Genomic DNA, 16,155 nt, shown 5'->3' with positions numbered 1-16,155 from the left:
AGCGGTTGCGTCCCAATAGATGAGCTCGGATCCTAGGTTCGACAATTCCGTGCGATGTATGGCCCGCACCGTTCGTCCGGACAACCCTGGGATGGATACGGGTAGCGGACCGTACATCGGCCGACAGGAATCTCGAGCACGTAGCACGCCGGGCCGATTACGAGGCACAGCCCTTTCGATCAGCGATCATGCGCAAATTGTGTCACCGCGACGATGCGTAGTCGACCGAGTTATCCGGTGCGAACCGCGCTGGACGTCGAGCACGGCTCGTACCATCGAGACGGTGCCCACCCGGAACGCAACGCTCATCGCCCTGTCGGGGCTCCCCGGTGTAGGCAAAACCACCCTCGCGCGTCGCCTGAGCTCCGAGATCAATGCCGTTCACCTGCGACTCGACACGATCGAAGCAGCCTTGACCGCGTCCGGGATGGTCGACCGAGCCGGAGGTTGGACAGCAGTTCCGGATGCCGGATATCGAGTCGCCTACGCCCTCGCACGCGACCACCTCGAGGCAGGACACGATGTCATCGCCGACAGTGTGAACCCGCTGTCGATCACGAGGCACGCATGGTCGAACTGCGCACAGACCGCCCACGCCGAACTCCTCGACATCGAGGTGATCTGCAGCGACCGCGCACTTCACAAGCGACGCATCGAAACCCGAACCTCCGACCTCGACGGACTGACAGTCCCAACCTGGCAACAGGTCGAGGAACGCACGTATGAACCTTGGCTCGCCCCAGTGCTTCGCGTCGATACAGCAAGGGGCATCGACCAGGCGGTCGAAGTGATCGTCGCTGGGTTTCGTGGGCTTACCGCCGAGACCCAAACGTTGGATCGGAACTCGATTACACGTTGAAGCGAAACTCGACGACGTCGCCGTCGGACATGACGTAGTCCTTGCCCTCCATCCGCACCTTGCCCGCGGCCTTGGCTGCGGCCATCGAACCGGCCTCGATGAGATCGTTGTAGGCGACGATTTCGGCCTTGATGAAGCCTCGTTCGAAGTCGGTGTGGATTACGCCGGCGGCTTTGGGGGCGGTGTCGCCCTGGTGGATTGTCCAGGCGCGGGCCTCTTTCGGGCCTGCGGTGAGGTAGGTCTGGAGGCCGAGGGTGTGGAAGCCGGCGCGGGCCAGGGCGTGTAGGCCTGGCTCGGTTTGGCCGATGGATTCCAGGAGTTCGAGGGCGGATTCGTCGTCGAGTTCGAGGAGTTCGGCTTCTACCTTGGCGTCGAGGAAGACTGAATCTGCCGGGGCGACACTGGCTTTCAGCTCGGCTACGCGAGACTCGTCGGTCAGGATCGACTCGTCGGCGTTGAAGACGTAGAGGAAGGGTTTGGTGGTGAGCAGCGAAAGTTCTTTCAGCAGTTCGGTATCCACCTTCGAGCCTGCCGCGAAGAGAGTGGTGCCCGCGTTCAGAACCTCCTGCGCGGCCTTGGCGGCGTCGGCGACCGGCTTGCGGTCCTTCTTGACCTTCGCTTCCTTCTCCAGGCGCGGGACGGCCTTCTCCAAGGTCTGCAGGTCGGCGAGGATCAGCTCGGTCTCGATCACCTCGATATCGGAGGCCGGGTCGACCTTGCCGTCGACGTGCACCACGTCGTCGTCGGCGAACACACGCACCACCTGGCAGATGGCGTCGGCCTCACGGATGTTGGCCAGGAACTTGTTGCCCAGCCCGGCGCCCTCGGACGCACCCTTCACGATGCCCGCGATATCGACGAACGACACCGTCGCGGGGACGATGCGCTCGGAGGAGAAGATCTCGGCGAGCTTGTCGAGCCTCGGGTCGGGCAGCGGCACCACGCCGACGTTCGGCTCGATGGTGGCGAACGGATAGTTCGCGGCCAGCACGTCGTTCTTGGTCAGCGCGTTGAACAACGTGGACTTTCCGACGTTGGGCAGGCCGACGATTCCGAGGGTGAGACTCACGAGAACAAGAGTCTACGCGGCGGTCATGCTCACTGTTGCCCCAGGTAGACGATCGTGGCGCCGAATCGCGGTGAGGGTGCGTTTCATCGTGGCGGTGGTTCGGCTGCGGCGAGGTGAGGATGCACCCGCCGTGTCCCGGCTGACAGACTCCGCGGATCGACGCTGGGCCGTTTCTCAGCTCACGTAGGTGACGATCGCGTCGACGATCACGGTCGCGATTCGCGCCCGCCCGTCGGGCGATTCGAGCACGGCCGCATCCCCGGGGTGATGCATATTCCCGCATTCGACCAGGGCGGTCGGGCGTTCGGAGAGGTTCAGCCCGGACAGGTCGCCGCGCGGGTTGAGGCCGTGGGAGCCGACGTAGGTGGAGGGGGTGAAGCCCGCCGCGGTGAAACCGTCACGCAGGGTCGTGGCCAGGCGGATCGACGGTTCGCCCTGGGCGGGGTTGAGCGCGGGGGCGGAATAGGCCACGTGGAAGCCGTGCGAATTAGCGCCCGGTGCGCCGTCGGCGTGGATCGAGACCACCGCCGCCGCGTTGCCGCGATTGCCGATTGCCGCGCGTTCGTCGACGCACGGCCCGACGCCGGAGTCGTCGGGCCGGGTCATGATCACGGTGAATCCCTTGGTGGACAACGCATCCCGAACCCGCGTCGCGACATCCCAGTTGAACGCGTGTTCCGGATAACCGTCCAGAGCCGCGGTGCCGGTGGTGTTGCACGCCTTCCGGCCGCCCCGGCCGTCGGCGACCCGCCGGTTGATCTCGGCCGAGTGCCCGGCATTGCCGCCGTTGTGTCCCGGATCGAGCACGATCACCCGGCCCGCTCCGACTCGAGCCGGTGTGGTGGACGTGCTGGTGACCGGTGTGAGCGTCGCGGACGGGCGCTGCGGGGAAACACCCGCGGAACCCGAGCCGCATGCGGTCAGCAGCACCGCGCAGGCCGACAACGCGGTCGCGCCGTAGCGACGACGGTTCATCTGTTCACCGTGCCACAACCCCGGCCTCCGGACCGACCGCGCGGCTCGAATGGGACACGCGGCCGAGCGTCGCTCACGACTCCGGCGCCAGCGGTCGGCTCCGGCATGCGCGATACCCGGCCGTTGCCGAATGCGGAATCTGTTGAAGCCGCGAGAGATGTTGTGTATCAACGGATTAACCGATGGTAGTGGTGAATCGGAAAGCCTGGAATCAGAGTGATCCGTCGGATGTACGGCCTTGTACATGAACGGCATGGCCGTAGTACCCTGCCGGCGGTTCGGCCAAGAGGTCGACGAAGCGCTGGGTCACTACTTGAACCGGCTCGGAGCGGGTGGTCGCGTCGTGCGCTTCCTTGTCGGTCCACAGTTCGGTCACCCAGATCGCGTCGGGATCGTCCAGGGCGGTGTTGATGCTGTACGTGAGCAAACCGCTGTCGCTGCCGCCAACGCGCGCCGACTCCTTGATCAACGCGATCACCTCTTCGCGCCGTCCGGGCAACGCGGTCATTCGTCCGTAGACACTGAACAGATTCGGACCGGACACGCGTCACCCTTTCGTCGGATCACTCCCCCGCGCTCAGCCTACTGTTTCATGCGGCGGTCCATTCGGGGTTGCGGCCCAGGTAGCGGAGCAGCCGGTGGGCGGGGCTGTCGGACTCGCGGCCCGGGACGATCGCGGCGAATGCGCCCCACTGGCGCAGCGGTTCCACGAGACCTGTTGCGGCGGTGAGGAAGTGGATGGAGTCTCCGTCGGTGAGGGCGGCCGGGCGACCGGTGGCGGTGGTGATGTCCCAGGCGTGTACGGCCGCGTCCAGGGCGCACATGACCGCAGCGGTCGGCGTGGGCAGTTCGCCGTGCGGGAGCGGGGTGGGGACGGACTCGGTCTCGTCGGTGACGGTGGCCCACGCGGTGGACGATTCCTCGAGGGCGGCGGCGATCAGGGCTGCCGGATCGTCCAGCGTGCCGGAGGGAGCGAACGGGTCGTAGGCGGGCCCGGGGCCCACGCCCAGGGCCGCGGCGTACGCGCGCTGATCGGCGGCGGCATGCTGAATCACTTGCGCCACAGTCCATTCCGAGCACGGCGTGATGGCGTTCAGGTGCTCGGCATCCGTTCCGGCGACGGCGTCGGCGAGGGCGCGATGCGAGGTGGCGAGAACTTCGCGCCACACGGGAGTGAGCGATTCGGTCGGGGTCTGCTGGGTGCTGGTCATCGTGCGCTCCGTTTCCGCTGGTCTTTCTCGGTGTTGAACCCAGGTTATGACCCGATTAGGATGGGTTTTCTTCCTAATGAAATACGGCCGGATGAGGAGTTCTATGTGACCTCCACCACACGTGCGCTGCGGCTGCTGTCACTGTTGCAGGACCGCAGTTACACCGGCCGTGAGCTGGCCGAACGTCTCGGCGTGACCGATCGCACCCTGCGTCAGGACATCAGTCGCCTGCGTGAGCTCGGCTATCCGGTTCATGCCGGACGCGGTGCGGTGGGCGGCTATCGACTCGGCCAGGGCAGCACCATGCCGCCGCTGCTGCTGGACGACGACGAGGCGGTCGCCGTGGCCGTCGCGATCGGGCTGGCGCAGGACGGCTCCACCGGGATCGCCGACATCGGCGACAATGTGAGCCGGGCACTCGCGAAACTCGATCGAATTCTCCCGAAACGCTTGCAGCGCAAGGTGATCGCGCTACGAAGCGCCACCGAGATCGGTCCCGCTGTGACCGGGTCGCGCGAGCCGGATGCCCCGGTGCCCGCCCAGACCCTGGCCACCGTGGCCGCGGCCGTGCGTGCCGGGTGCACCCTTCGGATCGACGATCGTCAGGTCGAGCCGTACCGGCTGATCAACTGGCAGCGCCGGTGGTATCTGGTCGGCTATGAAATCGAAACCCATTGCTGGCGTGCGTTACCCGTCGCCGGGTGGCGGAATGTCGAAGCGACCGAACGATATTTCGCCGCCCGAGCCCTGCCCGATGACGACCTGGTCGCCTTCGTGCTACGCGAAATCGCCACGGCCGGTTGGAAAATGCACGCCCGCGTCACCGTCCTCGCGCCCGCTGGAACGGTCATCGCGCGCATCAATCCGACCGTCGGCGTGGTCGAGCCGATCGACGAGAACTCCTGTCTGTTGCTCACCGGCGCGGACACCCTGGAGACGATCGCGATCTATCTCAGCATGTTGATGATGGATTTCCGCGTCGACGGCCCACCCGAACTGGTCGCGCACATCCGGACTCTGGCGCGTCGCTACACGGCTGCCGTTTCGAGGGCGTGAGTTCGCCGCTAATGCGAGGCCGCCGACTACGTCGCGCAGGCCGTGGCCGCACACGCAGCGGGTACCGGGCTGGCATTCGCGATCGTCTGCGCCGCGGACGATCGGGTGCTGGGATCGACCAGATTCACCCGTTTCGACTACTGGCAGGGGCCGATGGTGCACGGGCGGCCGTCCGGCGATCCCTTGCTGGCCACGCCCGACGCGGCCGAGATCGGCAATACCTGGTTGTCGCCGCAGGCGCGCGGGGCCGGGATCAACCTGGAGTCCAAGCTGCTGATGCTGACGCACGCCTTCGAGGTGTGGCGGGTGCGCCGCATCGCGATGCGCGCTGATGTGCGAAATATGCGCTCCCGCATGGCGATCGAGCGGTTGGGCGCGACCAGCGACGGGGTCGGGCGCGCACATTCGCGCGGCTTCGACGGCGAGATCCGCAGCACCGCCTTCTACTCCATCCTCGACGAGGAATGGCCCGCCGTGCGCGCCACCATCGGACGTGAACTCGACGGTGGACCGCAACTGCTCAACGTCTGATCGCCGCGGCCGGAGATCATCGGGCCGTGACGAACCCCTGCGAGACCATCCAGTCCCGGGCGACCACGGCAGGTTCCCGGCCGTGCAGGTCGACCTGGCCGTTCAGTTCGGTGATGGTCTCGTTGGTCAGCAGCCGGGAGATCGGCGCGAGCACCTTCGCCACCTGCGGATGCGCGTCGGCGAAGGATTTCCGCATCACCAGTGCCGCATTGTATTTCGGGAAGAAACCGAGATCGTCGTCGAGCAGATGCAGGTTCAACGCCTTGATCCGGCCGTCGGTGGTGTCCACCGAGCCGAACTCGCAGGTGTTGTTCGCGGTCGCGGGATAGACCAGCGCGTCCTGCATGAGCTGCTTGTGCACCTTGCCGACATCGATGCCGTACTTCGCGGCCATACCGGGGAAACCATCTGGGCGCACACTGAATTCGGTGCCGAGGCAGGTCGGGCCGATACTCGAATCGGTGTTGATCAGGCGCGCGTAGTCCGACAACGTCTTCGCGCCGGTCTTGTCCGCACCCGCGGCGTTGATGACCATGGCGTAGGTGTTGTTCATCGGCGCGAGATCCGCCCACACCATGCCGTTCTTCGCCAGATCCTCATCGCGCACTGCCTGAAATTGCTTGGCGGAGTCGGGAATCGGGCCCTGATTGCCCAGATAGTTGATCCAGCCGGTGCCGGTGTAGTCGTAGGCGATGTCGACCTGGCCGTGCAACTGGGCGTCGCGCAAACTGTTGGATCCGGTGATGTCGGTCAGGTCGCGCACCTGCGCTCCGGCGGCGGTCAGGGCGAATTCGAGGATGTAGCCGAGGACGAGCTGCTCGGTGAAGTCCTTGGATCCCACCGTGATCTGCACGCCCTTCAACTCCGGCACGGGAGTGATGCTGCCCGGTCCGACCTCCAGCGGCACCGAACCGCCGGATTCGAGCCCGCATCCGGATATCGGAAGCAGGCACAGCGCGGCCGAAAATGCCGCCAGCAGTGCACGTTTCACCGCAGCCCCCGAGGTCCGAGGAATTGTTCGGCGAGTGCGCCGAGCCAGTCGACCAGCAGCGCCAACGCGACCACGAGCAGTGCGCCCACCCATAGCGTCACGTTGTCGCGCAGCTTGTATCCGGTGTCGATCAGGATGCCGAGACCGCCCGCGCTGACCAGGAAGGACAGCGTCGCCGTGCCCACCGCCAGCACCAGCGAGGTCCGCAGGCCCGCCAGGATGTACGGCACGGCGAGCGGAAATTCGATGCGGCGCAACACCGTTGCCGACGACATACCTTGGCCGCGCCCGGCGTCGACCAGGGTCGGATCGACCTGCTGATAGCCCAGAATCGTGTTGCGCAGCACCGGAAGCAGCGAATAGAAGGCGATGGGCGCGACCCCGACCCAGAAGCCCGTCTTCTGGGTCAGCAGGTAGTACAGCACGATCAAGCCGATGGCCGGAGCCGCCGCGCCGACATTGGAGATACCGACGAAAATCGGTGCGAGCCTGCGATATCCGGGTCTGGTCAGCAATGTGCCCAGCGGCACCGCGATCACCACGACGATCGCCACCACGGTGACGGTGATCAACACGTGCTGCCGCACCACGGTGGCGATATTCGCCCCGGTGATACTGGCCTGCTGAGTCGTGGTGAGCGTGCGATGGAACGCCCAGAACAGCACCCCGACGGCCAGCACGATCGCCAGCAGCGGCTGCGCGGCCAGCCGGATCAGCTCGGCTCGATGCTCGGTACGCCGATCGACCGGGCTCATACGCGTTCCCCGCCGACGTCGGGCCGCGGCGCGCGGTACCGAATGCTCATGGCTTCGCCTCACCGGTACCCGGCTGGTCCGAAGGGGATGCACCCGAGTCCGGGACCGCGTCGGAGGTACTCGCGGACGCATCGCTCGTCCCGGTGGCTTCCGCGTCGCCAGCGGGTTCCACACGCGCGCCTGATGTTTCGGTGGACCCTGCGCCCGCATCGACGGTACCGGCATTGCCCGCATCGGCTGTCTCGGTGATATTCGTACTCGCACCGCCGGGCTCGGCATCGGCGCCAGCCGCTCCTGTGGAGGCGGTTGTCGTCGTCGCATCGGTGTCTTCCGGTCCGGCGTCGTTCGATGCGGCGGTACTCGCCTCGGCTCCTACTGCCGCGTCCTGGCTCTCCGGGGCGGTGGGTTCCGAACTCGCGCTGGAGTTTTCGCTGGCCTGCGCACTCGCTTTGCCGGTCGCGACGGTGTCGGGATCGCTCGTATCGGGGGTCTCGGCGACGTCTGGACTCGCGCTGCTGGTTTCAGTGTTCGCGGTGGTATCGGTATTCGAACCCGTTGCGGCACTGGAGTGTTCGTCACGAATGGCGGACAGGTGGGTGACCAGTGTGTCGATGGCGATGAGACCGGCGTACTCACCGCGCCGGCCGGTGACAACGGCGTGCGCGGTGCTGTCGGCGAGGAGGGTTTCCAGGGCTTCCTGGAGTGAGGCGCGCAGGGAAACCGTTCCGGCGACCAACTGGCCCGCTTCGCGTAGAGCGGAGGCGTGCGCGAGCTGATCGGCCGAGACCCAGCGCAGCGGGCGGCGCTGGGCGTCGAGGATCAGGCCCCACTTCCATTCGCGTTCGGCCAGGGCGGCGCGCAGGGCGTCCGGGGTGTCCGACTCGATCGCGGTGGGGCATTGGCCGAGGTCGACGTCGGCGACGCGGGTGAGGGTGAGCTGTTTCAGCCCGGCGTCCGCGCCGACGAATCCGGCGACGGTGTCGTCGGCCGGTTCGGCCAGGATCGCGGCCGGGGTGTCGTACTGCAGGATGCGGGATCGGTCGCCCAGCACGGCGATTCGGTCGCCCAGCTTGACCGCCTCGTTGAAGTCGTGGGTGACGAAGACGATGGTCTTGTGCAGATCCGCCTGCAGGCTCAGGAGCTCGTCCTGCAGCAGGCCCCGGGTGATCGGATCGACCGCGCCGAACGGCTCGTCCATCAGCAGGACCGGCGGATCGGCGGCCAGCGCTCGGGCGACGCCGACGCGCTGCTGCTGACCGCCCGAGAGCTGACGCGGATAGCGGCGGCGGAAGGTGCCGGGGTCGAGCCCGACGAGTTCGAGCATCTCGTCGACGCGGGCGTTGATCCGTTTGCGATCCCAGCCGAGTAGTCCCGGCACCGTCGCGATGTTGCGGGCGACGGTCAGGTGCGGGAACAGTCCGGCCTGCTGGATCGAATAGCCGATGCTGCGGCGCAGCTGGTCCGCGTTGATGCCCGCGACATCCCGGCCGTCGATGGTGATGGTGCCCGAGGTCGGCTCGATCAGGCGGTTGATCATCCGCATGGTGGTGGTCTTACCGCAGCCCGACGGGCCGACGAAGACCACGATCTCCCCGGCCGGAATGGTGATGGAGAATTCCTCGACGGCCGGATCCCGTTGTCCCGGATAGCGTTTGGTCACCGAGTCGAGCACGATCTCGGCGCCGTGCCGCTGTTCGGCGGTATCGGATCCGGCGGTTGCGGTTTCAGTCACGGATTCCCCTGGGGGTGGTGAGGCGGCCGATGAGGGCGAGTACGGCGTCCAGCAGCAGCGCGAGCACGATGATCAGCAGCGTGCCGCTCAGTGCCATCGGTACCGCGGTCAGGCTGCCGAGGCGAGCGAGGCCGGAGAAGATGATGTTGCCCAGGCCGGGGCCCTTCGCATAGGCGGCCATGGCCAGGATGCCCATCGACATCATGGCGCTGACCCGCATGCCCGCCAGGATCGCGGGCCAGGCCAGCGGCAGTTCGATGCCGGCCAGCACGCGCAGCCGGTTCATGCCCACACCGCGGGCGGCGTCGGATACGGCCGGATCGACGCCCGCGAGCCCGACGATCGTATTGCGCAGGATCGGCAGCAGCGCGTACAGCACCAGTGCGGTGACGGTGGGTCGCACGCCCAGGCCGAGCACCGGGATGAGCAGGCCGAGCAGGGCGAACGAGGGGACGGTCAGGATGATGCTGGCCGCCGCGGTGGCCAGTGCCGAACCCCAGGGACTGCGATGCACGACGATGCCGACCAGCACCGCCGCCACGGTCGCGATCACCACCGACTGCACCACCGCGGAAACGTGCAGATAAGAATCCGTCAGCAGTTGGGTGCGGTGATCGACGATGTACGTCCACAGGGTGTCCAGGATGGTTCCTTCCGGCTCGACATCCGCGGTCAGTGTATCGGTGGGTTGCCGGAGATGTGCGATTTCTGCTTTTCGGCCTGCTTTTTCGCCGAGGGCGACGCCAAATGCCGCGTGCGAACGAGCTTTTCCCAGACCGTGAGATGAAATCTGGCGCAACTGAGACACTTTCGAGCATCCGCGTGTGGCGGTCGGGGGAATTGGAGATCGGTGGGTTCGATCCCGTGTGCGGCCGGTATCGGCTGGGCCGGGCGGGGGCCGGGAATTTTCGGAGATAGGGAACCGTGTGGCCCGATCGAACGTCTTATCGAATGCCAACGGGTGGGTTCGCCGACAGGAGGGGATTCGGGTGCGTGCGATGGAGTGTTGTCGGATCCTGCGAGTGGTCGCGGGGTTCGTTGTGTCCGCAGCCGCCAGTTCGATGATGTGTCAAGCGGGGTATCGCGCGATGGGATACGGCTCCGAGCTGCGTCGGACCCTCGAAGTGAGTGCGCGGTGGGATTCTGCTGAGAGGAGAAAAGTCCGCATGGGTCGGTTGTCGGCTCACACGCGCGGCGATGGTGCTGTGATCTATACCTCTACCAGCGCATTCGAGTATCACACGCGTCCCGGGACGGACCGCGGCGCGAACGCTGTCCCCATCGGTGGGGGCAATGAGAGTGATGCGGTAGAAAATTCTCGTTACGCCAGGGCCGATCGGACAGGTAAGGTCGGTCTCGGTCATTCGGGAAATACCGCCCTTGGCGTGCGAGTATTTCTGACCGGCGGGGGAGGCGCACTGTGTGCCGAGCCCTACTATGGACCCGGCGGCGCCCGGCAGCGCCGTCGACGCGGTCCCTGTCCTGCTGCCCCCTCATCGGCAGGACAGGGACCTGCACACCGGGGGCGCCACTACTACCCGCTGATCGCTGTGTGTGTTGTGTCATTGCGTCGTATTCGCGTGGGGGAGCCGGGGATCGGTACGCTCGGGCGTGGGATCGAGATCGGCAGGCGCACCATCCGGCACAGCGAGGTTTCGGTAGCTCATGCGACAGTCCAGCCAGAACAACCCCCCTGCCTGGATCGATTACGAGGAGTTCGGCGAACGCTTCGTCGCTGCCGCGGTGACGCCGACGCGGATCGAGGCGGCGGTCGCGGGAATGGCCGGTCGGGGGATATCCATCGGTCCGTTCTCGATCGGCCCCGCCGGGCTGGCGGGATTCGTGGCCGAGGGCAGCGTCGGCAAACCGCAGATCGTGCGCAACGGGCCACATGTGACCTTCGAGGTCGGGCTGCCGGTGTCGCTGCACCTCACCGTGACCCTCGGGGGCAGGCAGTTCCGGCTGGAAGCGGTCGTGGAGATCGATCTGACGCTGCATGCGCGCACCGCGGATCCGCTGCTGATCGTCATCGATATCCCGCGGGTGCGCGGGCGCGACGTGAGTTTGGTGGTGCGTGCCGAGGCCATCGGGAACGCGATCGATCTGCTGATGGATCCGATCGCGACGCTCGTGCAGCGCGAGGTCGCCAATCGTGTCAACGCCATGCTGACCGATCCGGGCGCTCGCCGTGCTCGCGTCTTCGACGTCGAGGCGATCATGAACGGCACCCGCTCGAAACACCGGGCGCTGGAACGGTTCACCTGGATCGACTACGCGGAGTTCGGGCGCAGATTCTTCCCGCGGATCGTCACCGCCGCCCGGGTGCGCGAGGTCGTCGAGGGGTTGGCCGGGCGGGTCATCCAGGTCGGCCCGCTGCGCACCGGACCGCGGCGCGCGGCGACGGTCGATGTGAAGGGCGCCGTGCGCATGCCGCGGCTGTTCGAACGGGCCGGGGATCCGGTGCAATTCGACCTGGTCATTCCGGTCACGCTGGATATCAGCGTCGCCGTCCTGGGCAACAACCGCTATCGCGCCGAGGTGGAGATCCCGCTGGTGCTCATCGCGCGGGCGGCGGATCCGCTGTTCGTCGTCATCGACGCGGTACCGCCCGATGCGCACGATATCGCGGTGGAATTGCATGCCGAGACCCGGCGCGCGCGGGTGCTGGGCGTGCTCGGCGGTATTCGCGCGCAGGTCGCGGCCCAGGTCGCGCGGGTCGTCGTCACCGAACTCGCGGATCCGTCGATACGCGTCATCGACGTGGCCGACCGCATCACCGCGGCCACGGACTGACTTCTGCCGGGGCAGGGGGGATTTCTGATGCGTGTGGGGTTGATGTTTCCAATGAGCATGGCGGTTCTCATGTGAGTGTGGTGAAATTGGTTCACGCTCGAGGTGCCCGGCGCGCAGATGGCATTCTCGATGTCATTGGGGAAGGTGCGCCGGGTACGTCGGCGGTTCCAACGGGCAGTACAGGGCAGATACGCGGGTATGCAGTTCCACTGAGCCGAAGGAGTCTCGTCGATGCGTTCCGTGCCGATCTCGCGCCGCACCCTCTTCGGATATGCCGCCGGTACGGCGGTAGGGGCCACCTCGCTGGCCGCACTCGGACCCACTGCCTCGGCCGATCGGCCGAGGCTCGGCACCTTGGTCGACTATGCGGGCGGCGTCCCGTCGGCCGCGTCCATCCGCTCGGCCGGACACGCCGGTGCGATCCGGTACGTCTCGGAACGGCGGCCGGGCGCGGAATGGATGGCGGGCAAGCCTTTACAGGCCCGGGAGGTCGACGCCCTGCACGCGGCCGGACTCACGGTCGTCTCGAACTACCAGTACGGCAAGGGGCCGACGGCGGATTGGCGCGGCGGCCGGGAGGCGGGCAAGCAGTGCGCCGACCGTGGTCTGCATCTGCACGGCGTCGCCGGGGGCCCGGACTCGGCCCCGATCTACGCCTCCATCGATGACAACCCGTCACCGATCGAATTCGCCCGGATGATCGCCCCCTACCTGACCGGCTGGCAATCGGTGATCGGCAACGACCGCCTCGGCGTCTACGCCAACGCTCCCACGATCGCACTCGCCCAGGCCGCCGGACTGGGAACGTACTTCTGGCAACACAATTGGGGCACCCCACGCGGATTCGTCCACCCCGCCGCCAACCTCCACCAGTTCCAGATCAACAAATGCACCCTCGACAACATCAGCGTCGACCTCAACGACATCCTCACCCCGAACTACGGGCAATGGTGATCGGGCTGCCGACGAAAATGAACACCAGCGACAACCATGTCTCGGAGCAATTCTGGGCGACGTGGAGTGCCGGCGCTGACATACGTCCCCCGGCGCGCTCGCCTGTACCGAGGTCCGAGCCGACTCTGGCGCGGTCGAGCACCGGCCCTCAGCTCACCCGGTTCCGCCGACCCCGGATACGCCAACGCCCCGCCGGAGCGAAGCGGAGGCCAAAAATACAGCTCAAGTCTGGCAGTGGCAGGTGGGGTCGGCGGACAGGTCGGGTTCTTCGGGGACGACGCGGAGTGTCGGGCGCGCTTCGGGGATTTCGCGGTCGCCCATCCAGGACAGCAGTGACCACCGGGAGATGCCGGACATGACCGATCCCAGGCTGAGGAACGAGCCGATCGAGCCGACCGAGAGCACCGATCCGACGCTGCCGATGGACAGCACCGAATAGGCCGATCCGATGGACAGGATGGAGCGTTCGGAGCGGATCGACAGGATCGATCGGTGCGAACGGGTGGAGAGCACCGATCTGTAGGAGCGGCGGGACATGACCGACCGCCCGGCGCGGCCGCGCCCGGCGGAATCCGGTTTCGCGCGGGCGGAATCGGATGCGGATGATGCGGACCGTTCGAGCTGATCGAGGGTCGACATATATGCGGTCTATCACAAATCGCGCGGGTTCTACGCTGTATCGGGACCAAAGAAACCGGAGTGTCGCACAGGGCGACACTCCGGTGTGAAGTGCTGTCGAGCCCGGTCCGGCGAGCTCGAATTCGGTTATGCGTGCGGTGCGGCCGCCGGGGTCTTGGCCTGCTGCCGCGCGGCGTCCTGCGGCTGCTTGGCCGGGGTCTTGGCCTGCGGCTCGGCGGCCTGTGCCGCACTCGAGACGTTGAAGATGCCGAGGGTCGGCAGGAACGAGCAGGTGATCGGCGCCTTGTCGGCGGCGGGCTTGGTGGTCAGCGAACCGGAGACCACCGCGACGACCCGCCCCGAACCGGTGTTGGCGATCGCGGTCAAGGTGGCCGGACCGTCGGGGTTGATGTGCGCGGCATCGGTCAGTGCCTGCGTGCCGCCCCGCCCGCTGTCGAGGTTGATCCACTGCACCGTCATCGGCGTCTTCTGGTGCGGCGTAAGACCTTTGGTGCCCAGCGCGGTGAACACGAATCCGGTCTGCCCGGCCCTGGGGCCCGGAGGCGGCAGTTCCGCGGGACCGGGGACGGCCAGTGCGGTGCCGACCGAATCCGAGCCCGGGCCGATGCAGTCCTTGCCGATGCTCGGGTAGAGGAACTGCGCGATGGTCGGACCATTCTTGGGAATGTCCGGTCCGCCGCCGTTGCTGCCGTCGAGGAAGGCGATCAGCGCGCCGAGGGTCTGCTTGACCGACGGGGGCAGGCCCGAGGAGTTCAGCGCCTGCTGTGCCTGGCCCAGGATCGATTGCTGTGCGGGGCTGGAGATCTGCGTGGCCGCGGCCGCGCCGATGATGGCGGGCGCCAGGGAGACCAGCGCGTCCACCGGCACGCCCTCGGGCACCAGCGGAGGATTCGCCTGGGTCTGCGCGGCTGGCGCGGCGATGGCCGTGGTCGAGGCGGTGAGAACCGCGCCGGCCGCAAGGGCCAGCACCGGCAATGCGAACCGCGTTCCTCTGATGCGAAGCACTGGTGTAGCCGTCCTTAGCTCGGGTACGTCAAAATGCGATGCGAGGGCGCATCGCGTACGCCGTGCCACTCTAGGGAGTGAGCAGGGTGTTGTACAGCGCAGCAGTGATCTTCCGTTCAGCTAATGACAAGTTACTCGGTACATGCTCGGAATATATCGCGTGACCAGTGGTGCTGGTGGGATTGATGTTGCCAATGGTATCGGGCGTGTCACGGGTGCGCGGAGTGGGAGAACGGTGTGATTAGTCTTGACCCGGCCCGCCGACCCGACCGAAAGTTGTTCCCAGTGAACCCAGATCTCCGGACGGCACCCAGCGGCAGCGCGGGGCTCGGGGAAATGTGGACGGCCCCCCGTGCCCGCCCGATCGCCGCCTCGCTGCTGGGTCTGTCGGTTCTGGCGCGCATGTTGTGGATGCTGCTCTCGCCCAACGGAATGAACCTGGTCGACTTGCACGTCTACGTGTACGGGGCGGCCTCGCTGGGCAGCGGCCACCTCTACGACTTCACCTACGCGGACAAGACGCCGGATTTCCCGCTGCCGTTCACCTATCCCACCTTCGCGGCGGTGGTGTTCTGGCCGCTGCACTTCCTGCCGTTCACCTCGGTTGCCGTGGTGTGGCTGCTGCTGATCGCGGCGGCGCTGTACGCGGTGGTGCGCCTGGCGCTCGGCCTGATCCTGGGCGATGCGGCGCGCGAGAGCCGTTGGCGCACAGCGGCATTGGGCTGGACCGCGCTGGGGCTGTGGCTCGAACCGGTGCGCACCACCATCGATTACGGCCAGGTCAACGTCTTCCTGATGCTCGCGGTGATGCTGGCGGTGCGGTCCGCGCGCTGGTGGTGGTCGGGACTGCTGGTCGGCGTGGCCGCGGGGGTCAAACTGACCCCGGCGATCACCGGCCTTTACTTCCTGACCCAGCGACGCTGGGCCACCGCCGTGGCCTCGGCGGTGGCCTTCGCCGCGACGATCGGGCTGAGTTTCGTGCTCTCGCCCGGTGAGACGCGCACGTACTTCGGCCCGCTGGTCGGGGACGCGAACCGGATCGGGCCGGTGGGTTCGGTGTGGAATCAGTCCTTGCGCGGGGCGTTGAGCCGCATCCTCGGACACGACGCTGGCGCGCCCTGGCATCTGGCCGGACATCGAATTCCGTTCGGGCCCTGGTGGATCGCCTGGGTCGCGGTGGTCGCGGTGCTGGCGGTGCTGGCCTGGCGAGCGCTCGAACCGGACGATCGGCTGGGCGCGCTGCTGGTGGTGCAGCTACTCGGACTGATGGTGTCGCCGATCTCCTGGTCCCATCACTGGGTCTGGTTGCTGCCGCTGCTGCTGTGGCTGACGTACGGGCCGTTGCGGAAGGCCGTGGGCGTCCGTGTGGTAACTGGATATTGGCTGGTGAACGCTCTGATCGGGGTGCCGTGGGTGCTGTCGTTCGCGCAGCCGACGATCTGGAAGATCTCCCGGCCCGGTGTGCTGTCCTGGCTCGGTGCGGTGGACGTCATCGGGGTGCTGGGGTTCTACTCGTGGCTGATCTGGACCCGGCGTGATCGGTTCGGGGTGAAAGCCGGGTCCTACGCCACCGCGTAGTCACAGC

General features: G+C 66.8%; 14 protein-coding genes and 2 pseudogenes. 6 read left to right on the top strand and 10 right to left on the bottom strand.

All coding sequences use genetic code 11. The features are described from left to right. Positions 1-58: 58 nt before the first annotated feature. Complete coding sequence (locus tag NM2_RS12460; RefSeq protein WP_245717981.1) at positions 59-859, top strand: P-loop nucleotide/nucleoside kinase family protein; 801 nt, start codon at positions 59-61, stop codon at positions 857-859. Here NM2_RS12460 and ychF read toward each other — a convergent pair. The 4 genes from ychF to NM2_RS12440 all read right to left on the bottom strand — a co-directional run bounded on the left by ychF (position 849) and on the right by NM2_RS12440 (position 4,114). Beyond that, positions 849-1,928 carry a redox-regulated ATPase YchF gene (ychF, locus tag NM2_RS12455; protein ID WP_067667765.1) on the bottom strand — a complete coding sequence of 360 codons (1,080 nt, stop codon included), beginning with the start codon at positions 1,926-1,928 and terminating at the stop codon, positions 849-851. The genes NM2_RS12460 and ychF overlap by 11 nt on opposite strands. Positions 1,929-2,102: 174 nt before the next feature. Beyond that, positions 2,103-2,903 carry an N-acetylmuramoyl-L-alanine amidase gene (locus NM2_RS12450; protein ID WP_067667924.1) on the bottom strand — a complete coding sequence of 267 codons (801 nt, stop codon included), beginning with the start codon at positions 2,901-2,903 and terminating at the stop codon, positions 2,103-2,105. Between the two features lie 211 nt (positions 2,904-3,114). Continuing rightward, positions 3,115-3,447, bottom strand: a complete 333-nt coding sequence (locus NM2_RS12445; protein ID WP_067667763.1) for a putative quinol monooxygenase — start codon at positions 3,445-3,447, stop codon at positions 3,115-3,117. A gap of 46 nt (positions 3,448-3,493) precedes the next feature. Next, positions 3,494-4,114, bottom strand: coding sequence for a TIGR03086 family metal-binding protein (locus NM2_RS12440; RefSeq protein ID WP_067667761.1), 621 nt, complete (start codon positions 4,112-4,114; stop codon positions 3,494-3,496). A 30-nt stretch (positions 4,115-4,144) separates the two neighbouring features. On the opposite strand from NM2_RS12440, the gene NM2_RS12435 reads away from it, so the two are divergent. Beyond that, entirely contained in the window at positions 4,145-5,170 is a 1,026-nt protein-coding gene (locus tag NM2_RS12435; protein WP_245717979.1) for a helix-turn-helix transcriptional regulator, read from the top strand. A 30-nt stretch (positions 5,171-5,200) separates the two neighbouring features. Further along, positions 5,201-5,701 (top strand): annotated as a pseudogene (locus NM2_RS12430) (GNAT family N-acetyltransferase); the annotation flags it as partial. Positions 5,702-5,717: 16 nt separating this feature from the next. On the opposite strand, the gene NM2_RS12425 reads toward NM2_RS12430, so the two are convergent. The 4 genes and pseudogenes from NM2_RS12425 to NM2_RS12410 form a co-directional block, all read right to left on the bottom strand. Then, complete coding sequence (locus tag NM2_RS12425) at positions 5,718-6,785, bottom strand: glycine betaine ABC transporter substrate-binding protein (RefSeq protein ID WP_084530830.1); 1,068 nt, start codon at positions 6,783-6,785, stop codon at positions 5,718-5,720. Next, on the bottom strand, positions 6,689-7,447 hold the full coding sequence (locus NM2_RS12420; protein ID WP_067667755.1) for an ABC transporter permease: 759 nt from the start codon (positions 7,445-7,447) through the stop codon (positions 6,689-6,691). The genes NM2_RS12425 and NM2_RS12420 overlap by 97 nt, the downstream gene beginning before the upstream one ends. A 565-nt stretch (positions 7,448-8,012) precedes the next feature. Then, a pseudogene (locus NM2_RS12415) lies at positions 8,013-9,179 on the bottom strand (ABC transporter ATP-binding protein); the annotation flags it as partial. Beyond that, positions 9,172-9,822 (bottom strand): ABC transporter permease, encoded by a 651-nt coding sequence (locus NM2_RS12410; RefSeq protein WP_067667921.1) that lies wholly within the window; start codon positions 9,820-9,822, stop codon positions 9,172-9,174. The pseudogene NM2_RS12415 and the gene NM2_RS12410, both read right to left, overlap by 8 nt. Positions 9,823-10,844: 1,022 nt before the next feature. Between NM2_RS12410 and NM2_RS12405 the strand changes: the two genes are divergently transcribed. Beyond that, positions 10,845-11,972, top strand: coding sequence for a hypothetical protein (locus NM2_RS12405; protein WP_067667753.1), 1,128 nt, complete (start codon positions 10,845-10,847; stop codon positions 11,970-11,972). A 231-nt stretch (positions 11,973-12,203) separates the two neighbouring features. Beyond that, positions 12,204-12,926, top strand: coding sequence for a DUF1906 domain-containing protein (locus tag NM2_RS12400; RefSeq protein WP_067667751.1), 723 nt, complete (start codon positions 12,204-12,206; stop codon positions 12,924-12,926). A 222-nt stretch (positions 12,927-13,148) separates the two neighbouring features. Here the strand turns inward: NM2_RS12400 and NM2_RS12395 are convergent, their stop codons facing one another. Further along, a complete protein-coding gene (locus NM2_RS12395; RefSeq protein WP_067667918.1) occupies positions 13,149-13,463 on the bottom strand; it encodes a hypothetical protein in 315 nt (104 codons plus the stop codon). A gap of 228 nt (positions 13,464-13,691) precedes the next feature. Then, positions 13,692-14,570 carry an Rv1157c family protein gene (locus NM2_RS12390; protein WP_245717978.1) on the bottom strand — a complete coding sequence of 293 codons (879 nt, stop codon included), beginning with the start codon at positions 14,568-14,570 and terminating at the stop codon, positions 13,692-13,694. Between the two features lie 336 nt (positions 14,571-14,906). Here NM2_RS12390 and NM2_RS12385 point away from each other — a divergent pair, with 336 nt between their 5' ends. Next, positions 14,907-16,148: a mannosyltransferase gene (locus NM2_RS12385; RefSeq protein WP_067667748.1), complete on the top strand. Its 1,242-nt coding sequence runs from the start codon at positions 14,907-14,909 to the stop codon at positions 16,146-16,148. The last annotated feature ends 7 nt before the right edge of the window (positions 16,149-16,155 follow it).

The organism is Nocardia miyunensis NBRC 108239 (genome assembly GCF_001613065.1).
Classification (GTDB): domain Bacteria; phylum Actinomycetota; class Actinomycetes; order Mycobacteriales; family Mycobacteriaceae; genus Nocardia; species Nocardia miyunensis.
The sequence above is the reverse complement of the archived record's forward strand: the minus strand, read 5'-3'. Positions and strand labels throughout refer to the sequence as shown.